Annotated in this window: 18 protein-coding genes; 3 read left to right on the top strand and 15 right to left on the bottom strand. The window is 69.3% G+C overall.

The window, feature by feature from the left end; translation table 11 throughout:
• Positions 1-41 precede the first annotated feature (41 nt).
• Positions 42-1,286 carry a D-alanyl-D-alanine carboxypeptidase family protein gene (locus tag JJ685_RS01405; RefSeq protein ID WP_201672387.1) on the bottom strand — a complete coding sequence of 415 codons (1,245 nt, stop codon included), beginning with the start codon at positions 1,284-1,286 and terminating at the stop codon, positions 42-44.
• Positions 1,287-1,412: 126 nt separating this feature from the next.
• Here JJ685_RS01405 and JJ685_RS01400 point away from each other — a divergent pair, with 126 nt between their 5' ends.
• A complete protein-coding gene (locus tag JJ685_RS01400) occupies positions 1,413-1,637 on the top strand; it encodes a hypothetical protein (protein ID WP_201672386.1) in 225 nt (74 codons plus the stop codon).
• Between the two features lie 55 nt (positions 1,638-1,692).
• Here JJ685_RS01400 and JJ685_RS01395 read toward each other — a convergent pair whose 3' ends face one another.
• From JJ685_RS01395 to JJ685_RS01385, 3 genes are read right to left on the bottom strand one after another with little or no spacing between them, the layout of a single operon-like run.
• The gene (locus JJ685_RS01395) at positions 1,693-2,646 is read right to left on the bottom strand and encodes a Bug family tripartite tricarboxylate transporter substrate binding protein (RefSeq protein ID WP_201672385.1); all 954 of its coding nucleotides are present in this window, start codon (positions 2,644-2,646) and stop codon (positions 1,693-1,695) included.
• The gene (locus tag JJ685_RS01390) at positions 2,643-2,969 is read right to left on the bottom strand and encodes an AtuA-related protein (protein WP_201672384.1); all 327 of its coding nucleotides are present in this window, start codon (positions 2,967-2,969) and stop codon (positions 2,643-2,645) included. The genes JJ685_RS01395 and JJ685_RS01390 overlap by 4 nt, the downstream gene beginning before the upstream one ends.
• Positions 2,966-4,345 carry an acyclic terpene utilization AtuA family protein gene (locus JJ685_RS01385; RefSeq protein ID WP_201672383.1) on the bottom strand — a complete coding sequence of 460 codons (1,380 nt, stop codon included), beginning with the start codon at positions 4,343-4,345 and terminating at the stop codon, positions 2,966-2,968. Before JJ685_RS01385 ends, JJ685_RS01390 begins: the two co-directional genes overlap by 4 nt.
• Before the next feature lie 60 nt (positions 4,346-4,405).
• Between JJ685_RS01385 and JJ685_RS01380 the strand changes: the two genes are divergently transcribed.
• A complete protein-coding gene (locus JJ685_RS01380) occupies positions 4,406-5,293 on the top strand; it encodes a LysR family transcriptional regulator (RefSeq protein WP_201672382.1) in 888 nt (295 codons plus the stop codon).
• Between the two features lie 69 nt (positions 5,294-5,362).
• Here the strand turns inward: JJ685_RS01380 and JJ685_RS01375 are convergent, their stop codons facing one another.
• The 4 genes from JJ685_RS01375 to JJ685_RS01360 form a co-directional block, all read right to left on the bottom strand.
• Entirely contained in the window at positions 5,363-6,022 is a 660-nt protein-coding gene (locus JJ685_RS01375) for a glutathione S-transferase family protein (RefSeq protein WP_201672381.1), read from the bottom strand.
• A gap of 125 nt (positions 6,023-6,147) precedes the next feature.
• On the bottom strand, positions 6,148-6,885 hold the full coding sequence (locus JJ685_RS01370; protein WP_201672380.1) for a metallophosphoesterase: 738 nt from the start codon (positions 6,883-6,885) through the stop codon (positions 6,148-6,150).
• A gap of 293 nt (positions 6,886-7,178) precedes the next feature.
• Positions 7,179-8,243 (bottom strand): BKACE family enzyme, encoded by a 1,065-nt coding sequence (locus tag JJ685_RS01365; RefSeq protein WP_201672379.1) that lies wholly within the window; start codon positions 8,241-8,243, stop codon positions 7,179-7,181.
• Between the two features lie 28 nt (positions 8,244-8,271).
• Positions 8,272-9,120 carry a TauD/TfdA dioxygenase family protein gene (locus JJ685_RS01360; protein WP_201673654.1) on the bottom strand — a complete coding sequence of 283 codons (849 nt, stop codon included), beginning with the start codon at positions 9,118-9,120 and terminating at the stop codon, positions 8,272-8,274.
• 313 nt (positions 9,121-9,433) lie between these two features.
• On the opposite strand from JJ685_RS01360, the gene JJ685_RS01355 reads away from it, so the two are divergent.
• Positions 9,434-9,700: a hypothetical protein gene (locus JJ685_RS01355; RefSeq protein ID WP_201672378.1), complete on the top strand. Its 267-nt coding sequence runs from the start codon at positions 9,434-9,436 to the stop codon at positions 9,698-9,700.
• Positions 9,701-9,783: 83 nt separating this feature from the next.
• Here the strand turns inward: JJ685_RS01355 and JJ685_RS01350 are convergent, their stop codons facing one another.
• From JJ685_RS01350 to JJ685_RS01320, 7 genes are all read right to left on the bottom strand, one after another.
• Positions 9,784-10,401: a YbhB/YbcL family Raf kinase inhibitor-like protein gene (locus JJ685_RS01350; RefSeq protein ID WP_201672377.1), complete on the bottom strand. Its 618-nt coding sequence runs from the start codon at positions 10,399-10,401 to the stop codon at positions 9,784-9,786.
• A 170-nt stretch (positions 10,402-10,571) separates the two neighbouring features.
• A complete protein-coding gene (locus JJ685_RS01345) occupies positions 10,572-11,390 on the bottom strand; it encodes a 4'-phosphopantetheinyl transferase family protein (RefSeq protein WP_201672376.1) in 819 nt (272 codons plus the stop codon).
• A 46-nt stretch (positions 11,391-11,436) separates the two neighbouring features.
• A complete protein-coding gene (locus JJ685_RS01340; protein ID WP_201672375.1) occupies positions 11,437-12,705 on the bottom strand; it encodes a DUF1302 domain-containing protein in 1,269 nt (422 codons plus the stop codon).
• Positions 12,702-15,851, bottom strand: coding sequence for an outer membrane lipoprotein-sorting protein (locus JJ685_RS01335; RefSeq protein ID WP_201672374.1), 3,150 nt, complete (start codon positions 15,849-15,851; stop codon positions 12,702-12,704). Before JJ685_RS01335 ends, JJ685_RS01340 begins: the two co-directional genes overlap by 4 nt.
• 7 nt (positions 15,852-15,858) lie before the next feature.
• Positions 15,859-16,326: a DUF1772 domain-containing protein gene (locus JJ685_RS01330; RefSeq protein WP_201672373.1), complete on the bottom strand. Its 468-nt coding sequence runs from the start codon at positions 16,324-16,326 to the stop codon at positions 15,859-15,861.
• Positions 16,327-16,330: 4 nt separating this feature from the next.
• Positions 16,331-17,398, bottom strand: a complete 1,068-nt coding sequence (locus JJ685_RS01325; protein ID WP_201672372.1) for a sterol desaturase family protein — start codon at positions 17,396-17,398, stop codon at positions 16,331-16,333.
• A gap of 14 nt (positions 17,399-17,412) precedes the next feature.
• On the bottom strand, positions 17,413-23,214 hold the full coding sequence (locus JJ685_RS01320) for a non-ribosomal peptide synthetase (protein WP_201672371.1): 5,802 nt from the start codon (positions 23,212-23,214) through the stop codon (positions 17,413-17,415).
• Positions 23,215-23,695 lie beyond the last annotated feature (481 nt).

Genomic DNA, 23,695 nt, shown 5'->3' with positions numbered 1-23,695 from the left:
CGGCTACCGTCGAGACGGTAGCCCGCAAGCGCAAGGCGCGCTTACTTGCCGAACCACTTGGTCACGTGCTGCCACGCAAGCAGCATCAGGCCCGAGCGTTCCACGTCGGCCTGCGCGACCAGCGGCGCTTCTCCCACCGGCTTGCCGTTGGAGCTCGCGACCACCTTGCCGATCACGGCGCCCTTGGTCACCGGCGCCTCCAGGTCCGGCTTGAGCTGCACCGAGGTCTGCACCGGCTGGCCGCGCGGCACGGTCACGGTCCACGGCGTGCCCAGGCCTGCGCCCACGGTCTCGGCCTTGCCGAAGCTCACCTTGGCCGTCCCGACCACCGCGTTCGGCTGGATCGGGGTGGCCTTTTCGAAGTTGCTGAAGCCCCACCCCAGGAGGGCACGCGTCTGGTCGGCCCGCGCCTGCGCGCTGCTGGTGTTGAGGATGACCGTGATGAGGCGCATCCCGTTGCGCTTGCTCGAGGTGACGAGACAGTAGCCCGCTTCGTCGGTATGGCCCGTCTTGAGGCCGTCGACCGTCGGGTCCGTGTAGAGCAGGGCGTTGCGGTTGCCCTGCTTGATGTTGTTGTACTTGAACTCGCGCTCCGAGTAGATCGGGTAGTACTCGGTGCTGTCGCGGATGATCGCCCGCGCCAGGATGGCGAGGTCGCGCGCGGATGCCTTGTGCGCCGGGTCGGGCAGGCCGGTGGCGTTCACGAAGTTCGTGTGGGTCATGCCCAGGCGCTTCGCTTCGGCGTTCATGAGCTTGGCGAAGCCCTCTTCGGAGCCGGCCATGTGCTCGGCGATCGCCTTGGACGCATCGTTGCCGGACTGGATGATGATGCCGCGCAGGATGTCGATCACCGTGGCCTGGGCATTCAAGGGCAGGTACATGCACGACTCGGTGCCCGAGCCCCGGCACCAGGCGTTCTGGCTGACCGTGACGAGGTCTTCCTTCTTCAGCTTGCCCGAGCGGAGCGCCTGCTCGACCAGGTAGCTGGTCATCATCTTGGTCAGGGACGCGGGCGGCAGCGGCTCGTCGGGGTTGCTGGAAGCGAGCACTTCACCGGAGTCGAAATCCATCAGCAGCCAGGACCTGGCGGCGAGCGCCGGCGCGCCACCGGCAACGGCTGTCTGGCCGGCGGCGGGCGCCGCAGCCGGCGCGGCGGCCGGGTGTTTCTTCGGGGCGGCGGATTTGGCATGGGGGGCCGCCAGAGCCGCCGGGCTGGGGAACAGGGAGGTCGCCGCGATGGCGAAGGCAAAGGCGAGGGGGAGAATGTAAAGACGCTTGGTGTTCATGGCTGTCACGGGGGAAACCGATGCATTGTCGCGGATCGGGCCCTCCCGGGGGGCGCCCGGCGATGTAGGCCATGCCCGACAGCGGGCGACCGACCACGGCGCAGCCCGGGGCAGAGACAATCGGGAATGCAGATTACCTACGTGAGCGAGACCTGGCCGGAAACCACCTACGAGATCGAAAGCGACCGGTTCGGCAGCTACACGATCCGGGCCGACGGCAGGGTGATCAAGCGGGTGACCGCGGTCACGGAATACCTCGACAAGCCGAAATGGGGCAGCAAGAAGCTCGAACTGAACGCGATCGAGGACGCCAAGGCGGCGATCGCGAGATTCAGGTCTCCCACGGGCTGAGTCGGCGCAAGGCCGCGCCAGCCGCCCGAGCCGAGCTCCGGCCGGCGCGGGGAACTCACTCCTTCTCGATGCCGGCGCCGACGATGATCTTGCGCCACTTCTCCGATTCGGCCGCCTGGAACCGGCGCAGGTCTTCGGGCGTGCCGGCGAGCGCGTCGAACCCGCTCTGCGCATAGAACGAGCTCACCGTCTGGCTCCTGTTGGCCCGGGCGAGAATCTCGTTGAGGCGGGAGACGATCGCCGGCGGGGTGCCGGCGGGCACATAGGCGGCGAACCAGAAGCTGATGTCGTAGCCCTTGACACCCGCTTCGCTGATGGTCGGGATCTCCGGCGCGAGCGCGGTTCGCTTCGAGGTGGACACCCCGAGCGCCTTCACCTTGCCGGCCTTGACCTGGGGCAGGCCGGTCGTCATGTCGGTGATCATCATGTCGATCTGCCCGCCGATCAGGTCCGTCACGGCCGGCGGGTTGCTGCGGTAGGGGATGCTCAGGATGTACGTGCCCGTCATCTGCTTGAACATCTCGCCCGCGATGCGGCTGGACGAACTGCCATAGCCGAAGGACAGCTTGCCGGGCCTGGACTTCGCGAGCTTGACGAGATCCTGCACGCTGTGGACGGGCACGTTGTTGTTCACGATCAGGATCTGCCCGCCTTTGGAAAGCAGCGTCACCGGCTCGAATTCCTTCACCGGGTCGTAGGGCAGCTTCTTGAACAGGTGCTCGTTCGCGGCATGGGTCGTGTTGGTGGTGATGAACACGCTGTAGCCGTCCCTGGGGGCCTTGGCGGCGGCCTGCGCCCCGATGAACGCATTGGCGCCCGGCTTGTTGTCGACCACCACTGGCTGCTTCGTTTCGGCGGTGACCGCCTGGCCCAGGGCGCGTGCCAGCTGGTCCGTCGCGCTGCCGGCCGCGAAGGGCACGATGAAGGTGACGGGCTTGTCCGGGTAGTCCGCCAGCGCCGCCAGCGGTGCGGCCGCGAGCAGGGCGGCCAGGAAGGCACGTGGTTTCATGGGCTTGTCTCCAGTTCGATGGTGAGGGTGAGCAGCAGCCCCGACAGGGTCTTGCCGTGGCTGTCGAGATTGAGGGATCCGTTGACGCCGCCGTCCAGGACCTCGTCGAGCACGAAGTTCATGGCGTGCAGCCGCGGCAGGAGGTAGCGCCGCACCTGCGTGGGCCGCCGGTCGGCGAACAGCGCGGCGACGCGTTCCTCCGTCACCTGATCGACCAGCGCCTGCCAGTGCCGCGGGTCGTACGCGACGAGGCTGATCGAGGAGCGGTTGCCCTTGTCGCCGGTGCGCGCGTGGGCGAGGGAATGCAGCAGGACGGCGGTCATTGCGCGAAGCCCCAGGTGGGTTGCAGCCACTCGCGCGGCACGAGGCAGGAGTCGCTCGCGAGGCGCGGCGTCACCTGCGTGCGCACGCCGCCGCCGCCGGCAGGCCCGCAGGTATACAGGGCCAGCACCTCGCGGGTCACGGTTTCGGCTTCGTCCTTCACCGCCGATGCCGCCGCGATGCGAAGCCGCACGTCGTCGCGCGGCAGCAGATCCTGGTGGCGCCACCACCGGCCGCCGTCGTCGGCCAGCACGCTGGCCACGCCGATCAGGTCGGCCCGCAGGGCGAGATGGCCCAGCCCGAGCTGCCCCAGGCGCTGGCACACGATGTCCCCGGCCAGGCGCGCGCGCGCCGCCGCATTGGGGCCCGCGTAGGAGATCTCTCCCTCGGCCAGCCATCCGCCCTCGTAGCAGAGGGTCGCCTTGAAGCTCGCCGGGCGCGGACGGCCGCGCACGCCGGAGACCCGGATGCGGTCCGCGCCATCCTCGGCCAGTTCGGCGTCGCCGATGTCTGCGACCACGTCCGGCGTCAGGTAGGCCGCGGGGTCGTGGATCTCGTAGAGCAGCTGCTCGGTCACCGTGCGCCGGTCCACGCAGCCGCCCGTGCCGGCGGCCTTGGTCACGACGAAGCCGCCGTCGGCGTGCATCTCGACGATCGGGAAGCCGGCGTTCGCGACATCGGGCACGTCCTTGACGCCCGGGTCGGCGAAGTAGCCGCCCGTGACCTGCGCGCCGCACTCCAGCAGGTGGCCGGCCATCGTGCCGCAGGCGAGGCGGTCCCAGTCGTCCTCCGCCCAGCCGAAATGCGCGAGCATCGGCCCGAGCGCGAGCGACGGGTCCGCGACGCGGCCCGTCACCACGACCTGCGCCCGGGCCCGCAGGGCCTCGGCGATCGCGCCGGCGCCGAGGTAGGCGTTGGCGCTGACCAGTGATTTGCCCCGGAGGGGCCCGGGAACGATGCCGTTCATGCGTTCGGCGGGCAGCGCGGCGAGCAGGTCGTCGCCTTCCACGACCGCGACCCTCAGCGCCGGCAGTCCGAGCGAAGCGGCGAGCTGCTGCAGCCTGCGCGCCGCGCCCCGCGGGTTCGCCGCCCCGAAGTTGCCCACGATGGGGATGCCTGCTTCGACGCAGTCCCGCAGCACCGGCGCGACGAAGCGCTCGAGCGAGGGTTCCCAGCCGGCGTCGGGGTCGAGCCTGCGCCTCAGTTGCGCAAGGGCCAGGGTGCGCTCGGCGAGCGTTTCGAACATCAGCACGGCGGGGCCGCCGGCGGCGCGCAGCGTCCGGACCACGGGCACGGCCGCATCCCAGCGGTCGCCCGAGAAGCCGGCCCCGCAGCCGATGCGCAGCACGCCCTTTCCGGTGTCAGGCAGGAGAGTCATGGCCTTACCTTAGGGGCGCTGCGCTCGTTCGTAAAATGGAAAGATCGGATCGTTTCATCCATGGGATCAATCAATCTGTCTTCGCGCGACCTGGAGGCCTTTCTCGCCCTTGCGCAGGCGCAGCACTTCACGCGCGCGGCGGAGCGCTGCCACCTGTCGCAAAGCGCCTTCAGCCAGAAGATCGCCCGCATCGAGCGGACCGCCGGCGTCGCCCTGTTCGAGCGCTCCACGCGGCACGTGACCCTCACCCCCGAGGGCGAGGTGTTCGCCGAGGAGATCCGCCGCATCCAGCAGGACCTGCAGCACGCGCTGGCCCACCTGAACGAACTGGCGACGCGCCGCGTGGGCAAGGTGGCCGTCGCGGCGCTGCCGTCCGTGGCCGCTGTCTGGATGCCGCAGGTGATCGCGCTCTACCGCGCGCGACACCCCAACATCCGCGTCGAACTGTTCGACACGCTCGCCGCCGGCGGGTTGGCGCTGCTGAGGGAAGGGCGCGTCGACCTGGCGATCGCCGCGGGCGGCGACCTGCGCGAGTTCGCCGTGCAGGAACTCAAGTGCGAGCGTTTCCACCTGGTCTGCCCCGGCACGCATCCCCTGGCCGGCAAGCGCAGCGTCGCCCTGGCGGACCTGCGGGACGAAGAGATCGTGCACCTGGCGCGCAGCAGCAGCGTGCGGCAGCATCTCGAGGCCGCGGGCGTCACCGTTCGCACCGGCGCCCTGGAGGTCGAGCACCTCGCCACCGTGGCGGCCCTGGTCTCGCAGGGGCTGGGCGTCAGCGTGGTCCCGGAGCTCACCCTGTTCCACTTCCTGCGCAGCGGGCTCGCCAGCGTCCCGGTGCGGGACAAGCAACTGCGCCGGCCTATCCTGCTGGCCCGCCGCAAGGGCAAGGCCCTGTCGGTGGCGGCGAAGGCGATGCAGGAGACGATCATTGCCGTGGCGCAGCGGTGAGGGCACCGACGCGCCAAGCCCTTCCGAAGAGTCCCCCGCAGTCGAGGCCGCGCCGCAGTCGCGGGCTGGTCAATCCCGGTCCGGTGCGCCGAGCGGAAACAGCCCGCGGAACGGCCGCGCCTCGTCCACGGCGCGCCGGAACGAAGGCCGCTCCAGCAGGCGGGCCCGGTAGGCCCGCACGAGCGGGAATTCCTCCGCGATCCGGTGGACCCAGTCCGCATAGAACAGCGATGGCGCCGCGGCGCAGTCGGCCAGCGTGAAGTCCGCGCCGGCAGCCCAGGACTTGCCTGGGAGTTGAGCTTCAAGCCAGGCGTAGGCCGTGGCCAGCTGCTCGCGCGCCAGCGCCAGCGCCTCGCTGCGCTTCGTCGCGTCACCCGTCAGCGCGCCGCCGACGGCGTGCTGCACGGGCGACATGACGTACAGGTCGAAGAAGCGGTCCCGGAAGCGCACGTCGAGCGCCGCCATGGGGTCGGCGGGCAGCAGGCGGACGGGGCCGGGATGGGCGAGTTGCAGGTACTCGATGATCACGCTGGTTTCGACGATGCCGCGGTCCCCGTCGAGGAGCAGGGGGAACTTGCGCATCGGCCAGCGGCGGAGCCACTCGGCGACGTGCTCGGGGAATTTCGCATCGATGCAGCGGAACTCGAAGCCTTGCCCGTTCTCGTAGAGCGCGATGAGCACCTTCTGCGTGTAGGAGGAAAAGGGATGCCCGTAGAGCGCCAGCGCCATGCTCGATCTCCTGTGGAGGAACTGCTTGCCAGGTGCAAGTGCACCGCACTGTAGCGGCGCCGCCGCCGCTGGCAAGTTTCCTGTCGGGGCCCCGTCTCCCGGGCACGGGGTCCGGATCTCGCAGCTCAGCGCAGGCGGACTGCCGTCGTGAGCGTGCTGGCGTCGACGACCGTGAGGTAGCCGTCGAACCAGCCGCCGGTTTCGATGCACAGGACGTTGCTGCTCCAGCGCGGCCTGCCCACCCTCGTGTGGCCGACGACGACGGCGTGGACGCCTGCCACGGGACCGCCGATGCCGCGCTTGAAGCGGCGGCGGGAGTTCACTGCACCGTCCAGCGTGCTGCGCTCGTCGTTCGGCCGGCCGGAGTCGAGGCGAAGCTGCTCCCGGAATTCCTCCCAGGAGGCCGATGGCACGTCGGCGTGCACGAGACCGAGCAGGCCGGCGGGAGTCTCGAGCTCGATGGCCACGGGCAGGTCCGCGAAGACCGCGGCGCGATCCACCGTGAGCTGCGCCGGCACGCCGATGTTCCAATCGCCGCCGTTGGCGACGTACAACTCCTCGTCCAGTGCCCCCGAGGCCCACTCGAGGGCGGCACGCTCGTGATTTCCCAGCACGCTGTGAAACCAGGGCTTCGCGAGCCACTCGAACGCCTGCGGGGAATCCGGACCCCGGTCCACCAGGTCCCCCAGGCAGAAGAGGCGGTCGGAGCGCTCGTTGAATCCGATGGCGTCCAGCGCCTTGCGGAGCCGGCTGAAGTGGCCATGGATATCACCGACGATGAGGTCGCGGCCGGCGGCGTTGCGGGCGTACCGGTCGATTCGCAGGGGATGGCAGAGGTGGTTCAGCTCGGAAATGTGCGGCATATCGTGCGACCAGCGCGTCCGGGTGACAGGCAGGAGCCAGCCAATGGTCGCCGGGGGTCAGCCTTGGAGGCTATGCGAATTTCCGCTACGCATGCATCCTCCCTGAGGAGGAGCGGGAGGCCTTCCTGGGCGACAGGGTCGCCTTGCCGACAATTGCAGCCGTGCAGCCGCGGCCCCGCAGGGTGCGGAGCTTGGGACGGCCGCCCATGAAAAAGTACGCGCGCCGGAGTTGGACCCCGGCGCGCGCACGCAGCGAATCGTGGCCCGGGCCGTTGCCGGCCCGGCTGCCGCGATCAGGCGGCCACGGCGTGCTGCACGAAGCCGCGCTGGCCGGCCTTGCGATTCGGCGTGAAGCCGTTGCGTGCCAGCGTCTCCTCGGCGCTGTCGTAGAACTCGCCGATGCGGTAGATGCGCCGCGCCTCCTGCCCGTCGGCGACCTCGCGGCCGAACTCGCGCGAGATGCGCGTGAGCTGCTCGATCTGTCGCACCGTGGACATCTTCGACTTGCGGTCCTGCGTCCAGATGTTGTCCTCGATGCCGCAGCGGACGTGCAGGCCCAGCGTGATCGCCTGCATGTTGATCGGCAGGACGTTGAGCATGGACGTCTCCAGCGTGAGCACCGCACCGTCCGGCACGGCGCGCACGAAGTTCGCCAGGTTGTACAGGTTGGGCTGGTCGAAGCCGCCGCCGATCGCCACCCACGTCAGCACCAGCGGCACGTTGCAGACGCCGCGCCGCATCATGCGCTCCACCGTCTCGAGCTGCGTGATGTTGGCGAGCTGGAAATGGGTCTGGATGCGCTTGTTCGTGAGGCGGCGGATGTGCTCCTCCACCCACTCGGGCCCGGCCGGGATGGTCATTTCGCGGTAGGCGCGCATGCCCGCGGGCGTGGCCAGGCTGGTGCCGTGCACGTCCTGCGGCAGCATCTGTTCCACCACGTTCATCTGGTTGGTGTTGATCGCGATGGTGACCTGGTCGGGCACCGGCAGGAGCTCGGCGAGCATGTGGCGCGTGTCGTCCGACAGCCACTTGGCCACGTCGCCATCGCTCTCCGGCGCGAAGCTGATCGAGCCGCCCACCTGCAGGATCATGTCGGGCACCCGGGCGCGGATGCCCGCGAGCAGCTCGTTGAACTTCGACAGCCGCTTGGAGCCCTTGCCGTCCTCCTCGCGCACGTGCACGTGCAGCACGGTGGCGCCGGCGTTGTAGCAGTCGACCGCCTTCTGGACCTGGTCCTTCATGCTGACCGCGATGTCCTCCGGGAAATCGGCGGGCATCCACTCCGGCCCGTACGGCGCGGCGGTGATGACCAGCTTCTCCTGGTTTTCGGGATAGAGGGAACCGTCCTGGAAATTCATGGTGTGTCCTGGTGCAAGGGGAGGTGGGTCAGAAGGGCTTGTCGCCGATGATCCCGGCGCGTTCCATCTTCCGGTGGCAAGGCGGGTAGTCCATCACCGCGTAGTGCTGGGTCGAGCGGTTGTCCCACATGGCCATGCTGTTCGGGCGCCAGCGGAAGCGCACCTGGTATTCGGGCACCTGAGCCTGCGAGACCAGGTACTGCAGCAGCTGGGCGGCGCCCGGCGCGTAGTCCTGGCCATAGCGCACGTTCTGCGCGTTGTGGAAGTTGGTGAAGTGGGTGGTGAAGGGGTTGACGAACAGGACCTTCTCGCCCGTTTCGGGATGCGTGCGCACGACGGGATGCTCGGGATCCGGGTATTGCGCCTTCAGGGCCAGCCGCTTCTCGATCGGCATGGCCGCGCCGAAGGTCGCCTCGATGCTGTGGCGCGCGCGCAGCGGCAGGATCTGCTGCTTGATGGGTTCCGGCAGCTTCTCGTAGGCCAGGACCATGTTGGCCCATGTCGTGTCGCCGCCCACCGGGGGGGCCTCGACGCAGCGCAGCACGCAGCCCATGGGCGGCTTCTCGCGCCAGGTGGCATCCGCATGCCAGGCGTTCTCGTAGCGGTCGTTCGGGACCTCGGGCGACTTGTAGATCCGGACGAGGCCGGGATGGTCGGGGTCGCTGCCGGCGACCGGGTGGTCCTCCAGCGGGCCGAAGTGCCTGGCGAAGGCGACGTGTTCCGCGCGCGTGATGTCCTGGTCGCGGAAGAACAGGACCTTGTGCCGCAGCAGCAGCTGGTGCAGTTCGGTGAGCAGGTCCGGGTCGCGCGACGCGACGCCGAGGTTCACGTTGCCGATCTCCGCGCCGATCGCGCAGGTGAGGGGCTCCACGCGCAGGGATTGCAGTCGGGAGCGGGCATCGATGATCGCCGGGCCTTGGGGGGCGACGGCGGACGGGGTGAAGGCCATGCGTTATCTCCTTGTGGACCTCCAGCGTAGGAAGGCCCCCCCATCGGCATCCCCCCTGTTGCGGGGGGGAGGGCGGCGAGCTTGACCTGGATCAGGATCCGCTGCGGCCTCAGGGTTCGCACGGATACACAAGTCGCAAGTTCACGACCGCCGGCGCAGAAGAACGCGCACAAACGGCAATCGATTCAGCACTTTCGTTCCAGGACATGAACGCACCGCGGGACTAGGATCGATTCCCATCATGCGATTCGTTCTCTATGGATTGGCGTGGGTCTGCATCCTGGTCGCGGCCGTCTTCGCGGGCTTCGCGATCACGGGACCCTGGTACGGGCACCTCGCCAAGGTGATGCTGGTCGTCGGCCTGCTGTTCGGGGTCGCCGGGAACATCGTGGTTCGAAAGACCACTCGCAAGTGCACGCACTGCGGTGAACGGACCGACCGGTTCCTCGCGGTTTGCCAGAACTGCGGCACGAGCCTGTCCGGATGGGCGCAACTGCAACGCCACTGACAATCCAAAGGACACGCATCCCCATCACGCCGCCCGCCTTGCGCGGCTGATCGACGATCGCCGGAAGGCGGGCCGCGGCCGGCTCAGCGCGCGAACGTCGCGGTGAAACTCGCCTTTCCAAGCAGGACGGGCCCCAGCGCCTTGTTCATCGCGAAGCTGTGGAGCGCAGCGGTGCCGGTCGGTGGGATCTGTGCCGCGACTTCCACGTCCTCCGCCGACAGCGCGTACACGGTGAAGACGTAGCGATGCGGGGGATCGCCGGCCGGCGGGCAGGGTCCGCCATAGTTTCCGTTCCCGCCCGTCACCCCGGTATCGAGGAAGTCGGTGGTCCCGCCATGGGCGGGGGCGGGCAGGGTCGCGGGAGAGTTGCCGGCCCCCTGGGCGAGGCCGGTGGCGCTCGCCGGGATGTTGTAGACGGCCCAGTGCCAGAACCCGCTCCCGGTGGGCGCATCGAGATCGAGCACCTGCACGGAGAACGAGCGGGTCCCGTCGGGCGGGAAGACCCATCGGAGTTCGGGCGAGACGTTCTCGCCCGTACAGCCGAACCCGTTCAGGATGAACTTGTTGGCAAAGGTGCCCGAGGCGAGGTCGGGACTCGCCAGGGTGAACGTGGTGTTCTGCGCCGAGGCCCCGCCGCATCCGGAGAGGATGGCGGCGCAGAGCGCGGCAAGGGACGAAACCAGCACGAGGGAAGTTTTCATGAACCGTGTCTCCTGTTCATTGGCGTTCTTCCCCCTCCCGGCTCTGCGGCCGCAAAGCGGGTGGAGTCTGTCGGCGCGCGGCCCGGGCGTCAAGATGCCGAACTCGACTGGATCTTCGTGCGAACGGCCGGGCTTCGCGTCGCCGCCCCGCCGGGCCGCAGGCGCCCCGCTCAGGCGCAGGCCGCTTCCATCGCCGCACCCGCTTCCCGCGCCGCCACCGCCGTCGCGACCGGCCTGCAGGAGGGACAGGCATGGTCGTCGGCGTGCGCATGCGAGCTCGGCCCCAGCGCCGGCAGCGCCGTCATCCAGTGCAGCGTCACGGGCGGCAGCTCGCCGTAGCGGGCCACCGCCAGGTGCCAGGCCGGGGCCAGGCGGAGGTGGCGGGCATAGATCGGCAGGCGCTGGGCGCCCAGCTGGCAATGCAGGGTGCCGCGGGCTCCACTCACTTCCACCGTCCGCAACGGGTGGGCCAGGCCGTCGCCCGTGGTCTTGAGCACCGCCTCCTTCAGCGTCCACACCCGCATGAAGACCCGCATGCGCTCGTTGGCGGCGGCCCCCAGCACCTCGGCGCGTTCGGCGGGAGAAAAGTGGCTGCGCGCCAGCGCCTCCACGTCGGGGGCCAGGCCCGGCGCCGGGCCTTCGACGTCGACACCGACGGCGGGCGCGTCCGGCCCGATGGCGATGGCCAGCACGCCATTGGAATGGGAGACGTTGAAGGCCTGCACGGGCTGGCCGCTGGCCAGCACGGCGGAAGGCTTGCCGCGGTCGTCGCGCCGCAGCCGCAGCTCGTCGGGCCGGGCGCCCGTGACCTTCGCCAGCAGGCCGCGCAGCGCGGCACGCCCGTACACGATCTCGGCGCGCCGGCCGGGCGAGCGGACGCCGGCCACGTCCAGCAGTTCCTCTTCGGCGCTGCTCACGGCGCCCGCCTGCGCGCGCAAGGCGTCGAGGCAGAACAGGTGGACCTGCAGGGGATCGACTCGGGTGTTCATGGGAGGCTCCAGGGCGCGGGGGGCGGGGAGGGGATCGTTGGGGCGTTCAGAACGCGTACTTCAGCTCCGCATACGCGAGCGAGTTGTCGCGTAGCCGGCCGAAGTAGGTATCGCGGCCGCCGCGAAACAGGTCGGCGCCGACGGTGAGCTTCAGCGAATCGCTGAGGGCATAGGTGAGCTTGGGGCGCCAGGCGTTGTCGCCGCGGGTGAGCGAGATCACGCCCAGCAGTTCGACCTCCAGCGTGTCGTTCAACCAGCGGTGCGACACGCGCAGGCTGATCCCGTGCTCGGTGGCGTCCCGCTGGTTGGAGATCAGCGCGCTCTGCAGCGCAATCGCGCGCTGCAGCGGATCGGCGATGGCGTTCGGATCGCTGAAGCCTGCGATGTGGCGCAGGTAGTACTGCAGGTTCACGTAGGTGCCGTTGTCGAAGGTGCGGTCGGCGCCGGCCACGCCGTAGAAGAAGGGTTTCTTGACCAGTGCGTTCGGTCCCTCGTCGTGGCTCGTCCAGGTGTAGGCGGCCTCGGCGCGCAGCCCATAGCGACCGAGCACGCCGGCCACGTCGGCGCCCAGCACGCGGATCGGGTGGTTGCGCAAGGCCAGCTGCAGCCCGCCCGGCCCGGCCCCGGCGAACACCAGGTCCGGGTTCGGGTCCAGCCCGTCGTAGTACGAGACGGACCACTCGACGCCGCGGCCCGTGCGCTCGAACTTCAGCGCCGCGCCGGCGTCGTGCGGCGCCTCCCGCGTCACGGTCACGCCGGGCGTGGTGCCGATCGGGAAGATGTTGGAGCGGAAGCGCGGCAGCCAGGCACCGGTGAGCGCGTAATCGCCCAGGTGCCAGACCGCCCGCGCCCCGACCGTGCCGAAGCGCTGGTCGCTGGCCTCGGGCACCAGCAGCGTGTAGTCGCGCGGCGTGAGATTGTCGGTGGGGTTCAGTTCGTCGGCGCGCCCCCAGGCGATGATCTGCTGCCCCAGGCGCAGGTCCACGGGGCCTTGCCGCAGGTCCAGGTAGGCCTCGCGCATCTGCGATTGGCTCTTGTCCCCATCCCTGCGCACCCAGCCTTCGATGTGGGCCGACGCTGCCTTGCCGAAGCGCGGCGCGACCTTCAGCCAGGCCGAGGCGCTGGGAATGTGCTGCTCGTCGTCGAGATCGCGCGTCGAGCTCCAGTACGCGCCGCGGAGGGAGCCGCTCGCGTTCAGGGCTTCGCGCCAGCCGCCTTGCGTCGCCTTGTCGTCCGCCTCGCCCGCTGCGCGGGCGGACGCGGCGACGAGGCTGGCGGCGGCGATCGCCGCGAGCAGCACCGGGACCCGTTTCACTGGCTCTCCATGTAGCGGGGCGTGAAGAGCTCGTCCTTCACGTTCTGGTTGGCCTTGAAGTTGTCGATGCGGATGGTCGTGCGATGCCCCGTCTGGACGTTGCTGGCCTCCATCTGCATCGCCTGCCACTTGCCGCGCCCGGCGTCCACCAGGCGCAGGTCGCTGAAGACGATGGTCTTCAGCGGCTGTTCGGCGGTATCGAGCAGCTCGGACTTCACCGTCATCAGGTTGTCCTTGCGGATCCAGTCGGTGCGCCGCCCGTAGCCGGTGTCGGACCGCACCGAAGCGCTCCTGGGCAGCGCCTCGACCACGTAGACCGGCTGCCCGTCCAGCGTGTCCTCGCGCAGCAGCTTGTAGTTCCACTCCGAGACCTTGTAGCCGATCACGTCGGCGTAGGAGAAGTCGGTGCCGACGAAGCTGTCCTTCTTGTTGCTCGCCACCAGCCGGCGCACCTTCTTCAGGGCCGGCAGGTAGACCCAGATGTCGTCGTCCTTGGCGGAGTTCTCGATCATCAGGGTCACGGTGTCCTTCACGTCGGCCGGCGCGGTGAAGCGCGTGAGCCGCATGTTGTCGACGCCGTTCGCCTGCAGCTTGGTGGCGCTGGCGGTCCTGCGCACGCGCTCCTGGCCGTCCTTGTTGACCAGCGTGAAGGTGGCGTCCTGCACCGAGTCGGCGACCTTGAACACGGTGGCGTTCTTCTCCATCACCTGCTGCACTTCCACGCTGGCGCGCGAATCGGTGGACAGCACGGCGAGGGCGGTCGCAAGGGCCAGGCCGGTGACGGTGGTGGCGACGGGACGGATGGATTTCATGGCAGGTTCTCCGAAGATGAAGCGAGGACGCAGGGTGAGCACGAGGGCGGGGATCAGCAGCAGCGCGGCGACGGCGCTGACCAGCATGGCGGCCGCGATCAGCAGCGCGAGCCATTGGTGGATGTGGAATCCGATCGACAGCAGCAGCACGCCGTAGCCGGCCGACACCGCGAGCGCGACGAGCAGGACCGCCTTGCCCGCGGTGGCGAGCACGCGGCGCACGGCCGCGGCGGGCTGGCTGCCTGTGGCCAGCTCTTCGCGGATGCGGTAGATCAGGTAGATCGCGTAGTCGGCGCCTATGCCCACCGCCATCGCGGAGATCAGCGAGGTCGAGACGTTGAGCGGGATGCCGGCCCAGCCGATCAGGCCGAAGGTCGCGATCACCGCCATCGCCAGCGGCAGCAGCACCAGCGCCCCGGCGGCGAGCGAGCGGAACAGCAGGCTGGCCACCACGAAGACCACCGCGGCGATCTGCACGATGTTGAGGATCTTGCCCTTCACCATCACCTCGTTGAGCGCGGCGCCTTCGGCCAGGCCGCCGCCGATCGAAACCTTGACGTCGGGGCCGAAGCGGGCGGCGGCAAAGCGCTCGATCCGCCCGGCCAGCGCCTGGAACTCCGCGCTGCTGTCCGACTTCAGGTACACGGTCACGTTGGCGAGCCGGTAGCCGTAGTCGACATAGGTGTCGAAGTCGCCCGGTTCGCCGGACATCGCGTACAGCAGCAGGTACTGCGAGATCAGCTCGCGGCTGGCCGGCACGACGTGGAAAGCCGGGTCGTCGCCGTTCATGGCCTGGTGCATGCGCTTGACGAAGTCGGCGATGGAGACCGTCTTGCCCACGTTCGGCTGGCGTTCGATGAAGTGCTGGAGTTCGTCGATCGCGAGCAGGTTGCGCGGCTCCTTCATCGCGTCCTCGGCAGCCCCCTTCACCAGCACGAAGATCGTGTTGGTGCCGCCCAGGTGCCGGTTCAGCGCCTGGTCGTCCTGCATCAGCGCCAGGCGCGGCGAGAAGTAGCTCTTCATCGAGTTGTCCACCGTCACCTGCGCCATCCCGGCCAGGCACAGCACGGCGAAGAGCACGGCGCCGGCATAGACGTCCCGGCGGTTGGGCCCGGTCACGACATCGGCGATGGCGGAGGTCGTGCGGTCCCACACCCCGTAGCGGCGGCTGTCCTGGCCGTCGCCGTCGCGCGGCGGCGCCAGCACCGCGCGCAGCGCCGGGATGAAGCTCATCTCGAGCAGCACGGTGGCCAGGATGCCGATGCCGGTGAAGATGCCGAAGGTGCGCACGGTGCTGACGTCGAATACCACCAGCGAGAAGAAGCCGAGGGCGGCCACCGTGCCGGCGGCCAGCATGACCGGGCCCACGCGCTGCACGGCGCGCGACACCGCCTGCCGGTTGGCTTCGTGCGGATCGGGCGCGAGCACGCCGGCGCGCAGGGCGTGGTATTCGTCGTAGTAGCGCTTGAGCATCTGCACGGCATGGCCGGTCGCCACGGCGAGGATCAGGATCGGCGTGGTGGCGTTGAACACGTCCAGCGGAATGCCCGCCGCGCCCATCACGCCGACGCCCCAGGCCACGGCCAGGATGCCGGTCAGCAGCGGCAGGACGAGCCCCTGGCGCGAGCGGAAGGCCTCGAACAGCACCAGCGCGAGCACCAGGATCGCCACCGGCAGCAGGATGCCCATGCGCTCCGAGTAGTTCTCGATGGCGGCGAGGAAGGCGGGGGCGCCGCCGACGTGGATGTCGACCGTGGCGTCGCGCTCGCGCTCGACGAGGGGCTGCACGCGCGCCAGGATGCCGCGGTAGCCGGCTTCGTCTTCCTTGAACTCCACGATGATCGCGGTGGCCCGGCCGTCGCGGGCGACCAGGGTGTCCTGGTACACCGGGTTGGCGTCGATCGCGAGCTTCAGCCTGGCGAGCGCCCGGGCATCGTTGTGCCGGTCGTCCATCAGGGGCCGCACGTCCAGTCCGTCGGCACTGGCGGCGATGTTCTTGGCGCGCCGCGCGCTCAGGCTGATCAGGCTCGACTTGATGACGCCGGGCGCCTGCCGCAGGCCTTCGCTGATGCGGTCCACCTTCGCGAGCACGGCGGGCTGGTAGACATCGCCGAACTTCGGCGCAATGCCGATCACGACGATGTACTTCGAGCCGAACACCCTGGAGACTTCCAGCCCGGTCGCGACGTAGGGGTGCGAGGGCGGGAGCATCTTGTTGGGGTCGATCACGATGCGCAGGTGCTGCGCCTGCCAGCCGGCCAGCGCGGTGACGAGCAGCGTCAGCGCGATGACCAGCCAGCGGCGGCGGATGATCCATTCGACATAGGTTTTCATGGGAACCTCACAGGGCGAGGAGGGAGCAGGCAAAGGCCAGGATGGCGATCACGACGCGGGCGCGGTGCCAGGCCGCCCAGCGCGCCAGTGCGGCGGCGAGCTCGCCGGGCGGGACCGCGCAGCGCGCGAATTCGTCGTTGGCGCGCCGGAAATACAGGCCGTAGCAGGCGACCAGGGCCAGGGCGAGCAGGGCCGCCGCGCAGGCCGCCAGCAGGCGGCCGCCACCGACGCCGACGACACCCGCGACGAGCGCGGAGAGCAGCGCGGCGAGCGGCGTGGCGATGGTGAGCGGCGCGTAGAAGCGGTACAGGCGCGGCCCCCAGGTCGGGTGCAGGGCGTAGAACTGCTCGGGCGGGAGCGTGCGCCAGTACGGGACCAGCAGCGCGCCCTCGGCGAGCAGCGCGCCGGCCAGCAGGCCGAGCAGCGCGGCCGCGGCGAGGCCGGCCACGGCGGCGAGGATGCCGGCGTTCGCCATGGCCTCACCCGCCCCGGCGGCGCGTCCACGCAAGCAGCGGCAGGCCGCGCGCGTCGAGCAGGTCGCCGATCATGAACAGCAGGCCGGCGATCCCGCCGAGGACCGCGATCTTCTGGGCCAGGTCGAACGCGCTCTCGTAGTTGCGGTACAGCGTGGTGGCCACCACCAGCAGCAGGAACAGCGAGATCGCCAGGCCGAACTGCGCCCGCTCGATGGCCGGATCGAACTTCGGCCGGTGCACGGCGTCGTGGCCCTGCGCGGCCAGGAAGTCCGGCGGGCCGAACAGCGCCTGCAACTTCCCGCGCCAGCCGTGCCGCCGTCCGGCCTCCGCGAACACCGCCGCCAGCGTGGTGACCTGCGCCTTGACCGGGTTCAGCGTGGTGGTCAGCTGCGCGACGCCGAACACCGGCTTCTCGGTCTGCGGCGTGAAGGTGCCGAACAGCTTGTCCCACAGGATGAAGACGCCGGCGAAGTTCTTGTCGATGTAGCAGGCGTTGCGGCAGTGGTGCACCTCGTGGTGGTGCGGCGTGTTGAACACCAGGCCGAAGATCCGGAACTCGGGCAGGTACGAGGTGTGGATCAGGAACTGGTAGAGGTTGTGCGCCGCGAACACCAGGAAGAACGCGCCGGGCGAGAAGCCGAGGAGCGCGAACGGCAGGTAGACCCAGATGATGGTGAACTCCTGCATCACCGAGCGCCGCAGCGCCACCGTCAGGTTGAACTCCTCCACCTCGTGGTGCACCATGTGCCCCGCCCAGAGGAAGGCGCAGCGGTGGCTGAAGCGGTGGAAGAAGTAGAACACCAGGTCCACCAGCACGATCAGCAGCAGGAACACCCACCACGCATCCTGGATCGTGGCCTGCCGCCCGTGCTCGTACAGCCAGCCGTACAGGGCGATGAACAGCCCCTTCGAGATGAAGCCGGTGGCCTGTTCCAGGATGCCGCAGCTGATGTTGCTGACGGTGGCGTTGAGGCGGAAGTTGCGCGCCTTCTGCCGCAGGTCGTGGAGGAACTCCACGACCACGCAGCCGATCATGACCGGGATGCCCAGCGCAATGATGTCGGGATACATGGTCGCGTCCTCCCTCAGGCGGCCAGGGCCTGGGTCGACGGGGCGGCATGCCGGGCGAGCTGGCTCGCGAGCTGCGCGGCCAGTTCGGGGTCCTGCATGATCGACCAGTGGTCGCCCGCCAGCGTCAACGAGGCCAGCATGCGGCTGTCCACCAGGTTGGCCCAGTCGCCCAGGTAGTTGTCGAAGCGGCTGCCGGAGGCGCGCACCAGCAGGGTGTTCAGCGGCGCGATGGGGCGGGGCTTGAAGCCGCGCGCGTTGAACAGGTTGGCGATCGCCACCTTGCTGTGCCGCTCCAGGTCCGCGTCGACCGGCTGCGCCCCGTTGCCGTGGGCATAGCCCAGGAAGCGGTGGAACTGCTGGCGCGCCGGCTCGTCGTCGCGGCAGACGAAGCCGAAGCGCCGGCCGAAGCGCACCAGCAGGGTCTTGAGCCGGCCGTCCTCGTACAGGTCGTCCAGGGTCATGATGCCGTGCTCCTCGATGAAGGCCTCGAAGTCCTTCGGCACGTTGGGCGCCTCGGCGTCGATGGAGATGAACAGGCCCACCTCGTCGCCGGTGCGGATCAGCTCCTGCGCGATGTGGAACGCGATCGACACGCCGTAGGACCAGCCACCCAGCAGGTACGGCCCCTGCGGCTGCACCTCGCGGAGCTGCTGCACGTAGGCGGCGACCATCTGGTCGAGGTCCTCGAAGTGCGCCTCTCCCTCGCGGAAGCCGTTCGCCTCCAGGCCATAGACGGTGATGTCCAGGCCGTGCTGCTCGTGCAGGTTCTGCTTGAGGTTCTTCACCAGCGGGTAGAACGACGCCAGGTGCCCGCCCAGGCCATGGACCAGGAACAGCGGGCGCAGCGCCGCGGCGCGCTGCCCCTTGCGGCCCTGCTCGGGGAAGCGGATCAGGTTGGAGGGCTGCGCGTCCTGCGATTCGCGGCTCACGTGCGCCAGCAGCTTCGCCACGGTGGGGTGCTCGTAGAGCGCGCCGATGGCCAGGCTGGTGTCGAACTGCTCGTTCACCTGCTGGATCAGCGGCATCGCCAGCAGCGAATGGCCGCCGAGTTCGGAGAACTCGTCGTTCAGGCCGATGCCGTCGACGCCGAGCACGGACTCCCAGGCCCGCGCCATCTTGATTTCCGCCAGCGTGGTCGGCGCCGCGAAATCGACGTGCTGGCTCGCGTCGACCGGCATCAGTTCGAGCACGCGGCGGTCGACCTTCCCGTTCGGGTTCATCGGGATCTCCGCCAGCGGCAGCAGCAGGTTGGGGATCATGTAGCTCGGAAGCTGCTCCTCCAGCCAGGCGCGCAGCTCGCCGCCGGCAACCGCGGCGTCGCGCGGCTTGTAGTAGGCGACGATCTTCTTGCGCGTGTCGACTTCCTTGACCACCACGGCGGTGTCCGCCACCTGCGGGTGGCTGGCGAGCGCCCCCTCGATGGCGCCCAGCTCGATGCGGTAGCCGCGCACCTTGACCTGGTGGTCGGCGCGGCCCAGGAACTCCAGCGTGCCGTCGGGCAGCCAGCGCACCATGTCGCCGGTCTTGTAGAAGGTCTCGCCGGGCCGGAAGCGGTCGGCCAGGAAGGCGGCGGCGTTCGCCTCCGGCCGGTTGAGATAGCCGCGCGTCACGCCGGCACCGCCGATGTAGAGCTCGCCGACGAAGCCCACCGGCACCTGGCTCAGCTGCGCGTCGAGCACGTAGACCTGGGTGTTCAGGATCGGCTTGCCGATGTGCATGCGCTCCAGCGGCCCGTGGAAGGTCGCCAGCGTCGCGGTCACGGTGGTCTCCGTCGGGCCGTAGGTGTTGACCAGCGGGATGGCGCCGTTCTTCGCGCGCCACGCGTTGTAGCGCGCCAGGTCCGCCGCCTCGCCCCCGATGCCCACCAGCCGCACGCCGAGCGCGCTGACGCTCAGGTCGCTGAGGTTGTGCCAGTACGCGGTGGAGAACTTCAGGACCGACACCGATTCGGAGGTGATCACCGCCTTCAGGCGCTCCACGTCGTTCAGTTCGCCCTTGTCCACCAGCACCAGGGTGGCCCCGGTGAACAGGGTGGGGAAGACTTCCTCGATGAAGGAGTCGAAGTTGACGGTGGAGAACTGCAGGACCTTGTCGGCCGGCGTCAGCGCGAAGGCGCGCATCAGCGACTCGTTGTGGTTGATCACGCTGCGGTGCTCCACCATCACGCCCTTGGGCTTGCCGGTGCTGCCGGAGGTGTAGATCACGTAGGCGAGGCAGCTCGCGCGCGCCGGCACGTCCGGTGCGCCGGGCTCGCCGCCGTCGTAGTCGCCGCTGGCCAGCGCGGCCACGTCCAGCAGCTTGCCCGCATGCCGCGCGAGCTGGGCGCCGGCCGCGGCGTCGACCACGATGCGGCGCGCGCCGCAGTCCTCGATCATCACGTCCAGGCTCGCCACCGGGTAGGTGGGATCGAGCGGCACGTACGCGCAGCCGGCCTTGAAGATGCCCAGGATGGCGGCGATCAGGGCCGGCGAACGGTTGACCGACAGCCCGACCAGCTCGCCCGGCCGCGCGCCGCGGGCCAGCAGGCGATGCGCGATGCGGTTGGCCGCGCAGTCCAGTTCGCGGTAGCTGGTGGAGCCGCCGGAGTAGCGCAGCGCCACCGCGTCCGGCGTGGCCGCCGCCTGCAGCGCGAAGCGCTGGTGCAGGCACTGGTCCCGCGGCACGTCGGCTTCGGTGCGGTTCCACGCCCGGAAGCTCTTCAGGTCGTCGCTGTACAGGCCGTGGCGCGGCGTCGGCAGCGCGTTCTTGCGCACCAGGAACTGGACCGTCTTCTCGAACCAGGCGTCGATGAACTTGCGTTCCATGCGCGCGAGGATGTCCGGATCCACGTCGCGCCGGAAGTTCCGGCTGTCGTAGAAGGATTCGATCTTCGGCGTCGGATCCTCGAACAGCCGGATCACGAGCTGCCGGTACGAGCGGCAGTGCTCGTCCCATTTCTCGGCGGGGTAGTCCTTCAGCCTCTGCACGAACTCGGCGCGGCTCACCTCGGTGAGCTCGTAGCCCATGGTGCGCAGCATCGTGGCGATGCGCTTCATGTCGATCGATTCCCGTGACTGGCTGGTCACGTTGTAGTTGCCGTTCGGGGTCTTGCCGACCAGCGAGGCCATCGCGTCGGCCATCAGGTCCACCGGCACCACGTCGTGCAGGTAGTTGCCCTGCGGGTACACGCCCAGCGTCAGCAGCATGCGCAGCATGATGTTGAGGCCGTCGTTCATCTTGGTGACGCCGGTGTCGAGGTGCCCTCCCACCCACACCAGGCGATAGATGTTGCAGGTGATGCCGTCGGCGCGGGCCAGGCGGCACATCGCCTCGCTCGCGTACTTGCTGATGTCGTAGCCGAAGTAGCGGTTGATCTCGCCCGGGTCGATCTCGTCGTCCTCGTCGAACACCGAGGTGTCCTCCTTCAGCGGCGAGAAGGTGCTGGTGCTGGTGTAGTGGAACTCCTTGCGGCGGCCGGTGCGGGCCAGCTCCAGCAGGCTGCGGGTGCCCTCGACGTTGATCTGGCGGATGCCCTCGTAGGGCAGCCAGTTGTTGACGTGCGAGCCGATGTGCACGATGCGGTCGAGGCAGGTCGCGAGCGAGGCCCAGTCCGCATCGGAGATGCCGGCGTGGGGCTTGCTCAGGTCGCCCTCCACGAATTCCAGCCGGTCCAGGTCGATCTCGGCGCGCATGCCGAAGTAGTCCACGGCCTGCTCGAAGCGGCGCTCGAGGCTCTCGCCGTCCTTGCCGCGCAGCAGCAGCGCGAAGCGGTCGTCGCTGCGCTTCATCATCGAGCGCAGGAAGTGCAGGCCGAAGAAGCCGTGCGCGCCGGTCACCATGGTCAGGCCCGTGCGGCCGGTCAGGCTCTCGTCGAGCGCCAGGGGCGGCAGGCGGATGTCGGACGCGACGTCGGGGTACTCGTACTCGGAGGTGCGGTACAGGTAGCCGGCGATCGTCGGATAGCGGAACAGCAGTTCCATGCTGGCCTGGATGCGGTCGGACAGTTGCAGCATGGTCAGCGAGGAGCCGCCCAGGTCGAAGAAGTTGTCGTGGATGCCGATCTTGTCCAGCGGCAGCGCGAGGATCTGGCTCCAGACCGCGGCCAGCTCGCGCTCGGCCGGCGTGCCGGGCGCGACGAAGCGGCCGTGGTCCGCATCTGGCGTGGCGTCACCGGACTGGTCGAGCAGGGCCTCGAACTCGCCCGCCAGCAGCATCTTCTTGGTCAGCCGGCGCTGCACCTTGCCGCTGGTGGTCATCGGCAGGTCCTTCGGGCGGATCAGCACCACGCGGTCGAGCGGCAGCTGGTGGTCGGCGTAGATCGCTTCACGCATCGCCGCGACGAGCTTGCGCGTCTCGTCCGGGTCGCTGGCCGTGGCGCCCGCCACCACGACCAGCCGCTCCTTGCCGCCCTCGTCGGTGGAGAAGGCGGCGGCGCAGCCGGCGCGCAGGCCCTTGAGGTTTGCGAGGCTCCACTCGATGTCCTCGGCATGGTAGTTGCGGCCCTGGATGATCACGATGTCCTTGATGCGGCCGGTGATGTGCAGGCAGCCGTTGCGCACGTAGCCGGTGTCGCCGGTGCGCAGGTAGCGCAGCGGCGAATCCGCCAGCTGCGCCTGGAAGATCTCGCGGTTCACCTGGGGCTGGTTCCAGTAGCCGACGGCGACGCTGGGGCCGCTCACCCACACTTCACCTTCCCGGCCTTCCGGGGCCTCGGTGCCCGTCACCACGTCTACCACCTTCACCGTGTCCCACGCCGCCGCGTGGCCCGAGGGCATGTAGTCGGTCGCGGCATCGGCCGCCAGCAGCACGTCGCGCCGCGTGCCGCTGACGATCAGGGTGGCTTCGGCGAGGCCGTACACCGCCATCAGCGCATGCGGCGGCAGGCCGCAGCCGGCGAAGCGGCGGTAGAAGCGCTCCATGGTCTCGCGGCGCACCGGCTCGGCGCCGTTGAAAGCGGTGGTCCAGCACGAGAGGTCCAGCGCCTGCAGGTCCTCGTCGCTGACCTTGGCGGCGCACAGGTCGTAGGCGAAGTTCGGTCCGCCGCTGATCGTGGCGCGGTACTTGTCGATCGCTCGCAGCCACCGCACCGGCCGCTGCATGAAGTGCAGCGGCGACATGAAGACCAGCGGCACGCCCAGGTACAGCGGGTGCAGCGCCTTGCCGATCAGGCCCATGTCGTGGATCAGCGGCAGCCAGCCGACGACCACGCTGTTGCCGTCGCTGCGGTACAGCTCCTGGATGGTCCGCTGGTTGGCCATCAGGTTGGCGTGGCTGATCATCACGCCCTTGGGCGTGCCCGTGGAGCCCGAGGTGTACTGCAGGAAGGCGATGTGCTCGGGACGGATGTCCTGTTCCACGAAGCGGCCTTCGAGTTCCGCGTCGAGCAGGTCGGTGTTGATGCACGGCAGCTCGGAGAGGCCCTCGGCCGCCATGCGGGTCATCTTGCCGATCACGTGGGTGGTCGACAGCACGGCCGCGACGTCGCAATCGGCCGCGATCACCGCCAGCCGGCGCGCCATCTTGGCGTTCGTGGGCGGGTACACCAGCACCGCCGTGGCGCCGGCATAGAGGCTGCCGAAGAACGCGACCAGGAATTCCAGTCCCTGCGGGTACATCAGCAGCACGCGGCTGCCGTGGGCCTGCGGCACGCGCTGCTGCAGCGTGGCGGCCAGCAGGCGGGCGCGGCGATCGAGCTCGCCGTAGCTGATGGGCCGCTCCTGGTCCTCGCCGTCCTCGAGGAAGATGTACGCATTGCGCTCGGGCGTGAGCGCGGCGCGCTGCTTCAGGATGTGGACCAGCGTGGTGGCGGAGGCGGAGGCGATGGCGGGGGATTGCATGGGGCTTGCTCCTGGGAAGACGAAGAACGGGGAGGCGACACTTGTCCTGTCCATGCCACCTCCGGATGGATACGCGAAAGAACTGAAGGGAAGAAAGTCGGCCCGTCCGCCGCGCGCCTGCGGCGTGGGACCTGCGCGGAATCAAGAAGACAACTGCACGTCGGGTCTCCCGATCGAGCGGGGATTCGCGCGGCCTCTGGCCAGGCGCCTTCCCGCGGGTTCATCTGACTCACGCTGCGCCAGGGGGAGTGGCGACGCGTGCCGGTACAACTCTCGAAACCATCGCCGTCGGACTGCGCATTCCGGAGGGCGATTGCGAGCGACTATAGGGAGCGGTCCGCACCCCTCCATCGTCCAAAAGTGGGTGCTTCCTACTCCATGTCGGCCCCTGCGAAACCTGTGGACCCCACGCGGATGCCAGATGCGGTGCGCACACTCGCTGGATGGGCTGGCGCCTCGCGGCGCCGGCGGCCCGACGAAG

The organism is Ramlibacter monticola, assembly GCF_016722785.1.
GTDB lineage: Bacteria > Pseudomonadota > Gammaproteobacteria > Burkholderiales > Burkholderiaceae_C > Ramlibacter > Ramlibacter monticola.
Note: the sequence above shows the minus strand (reverse complement) of the source record. Positions and strands in the feature narration are given on the sequence as shown.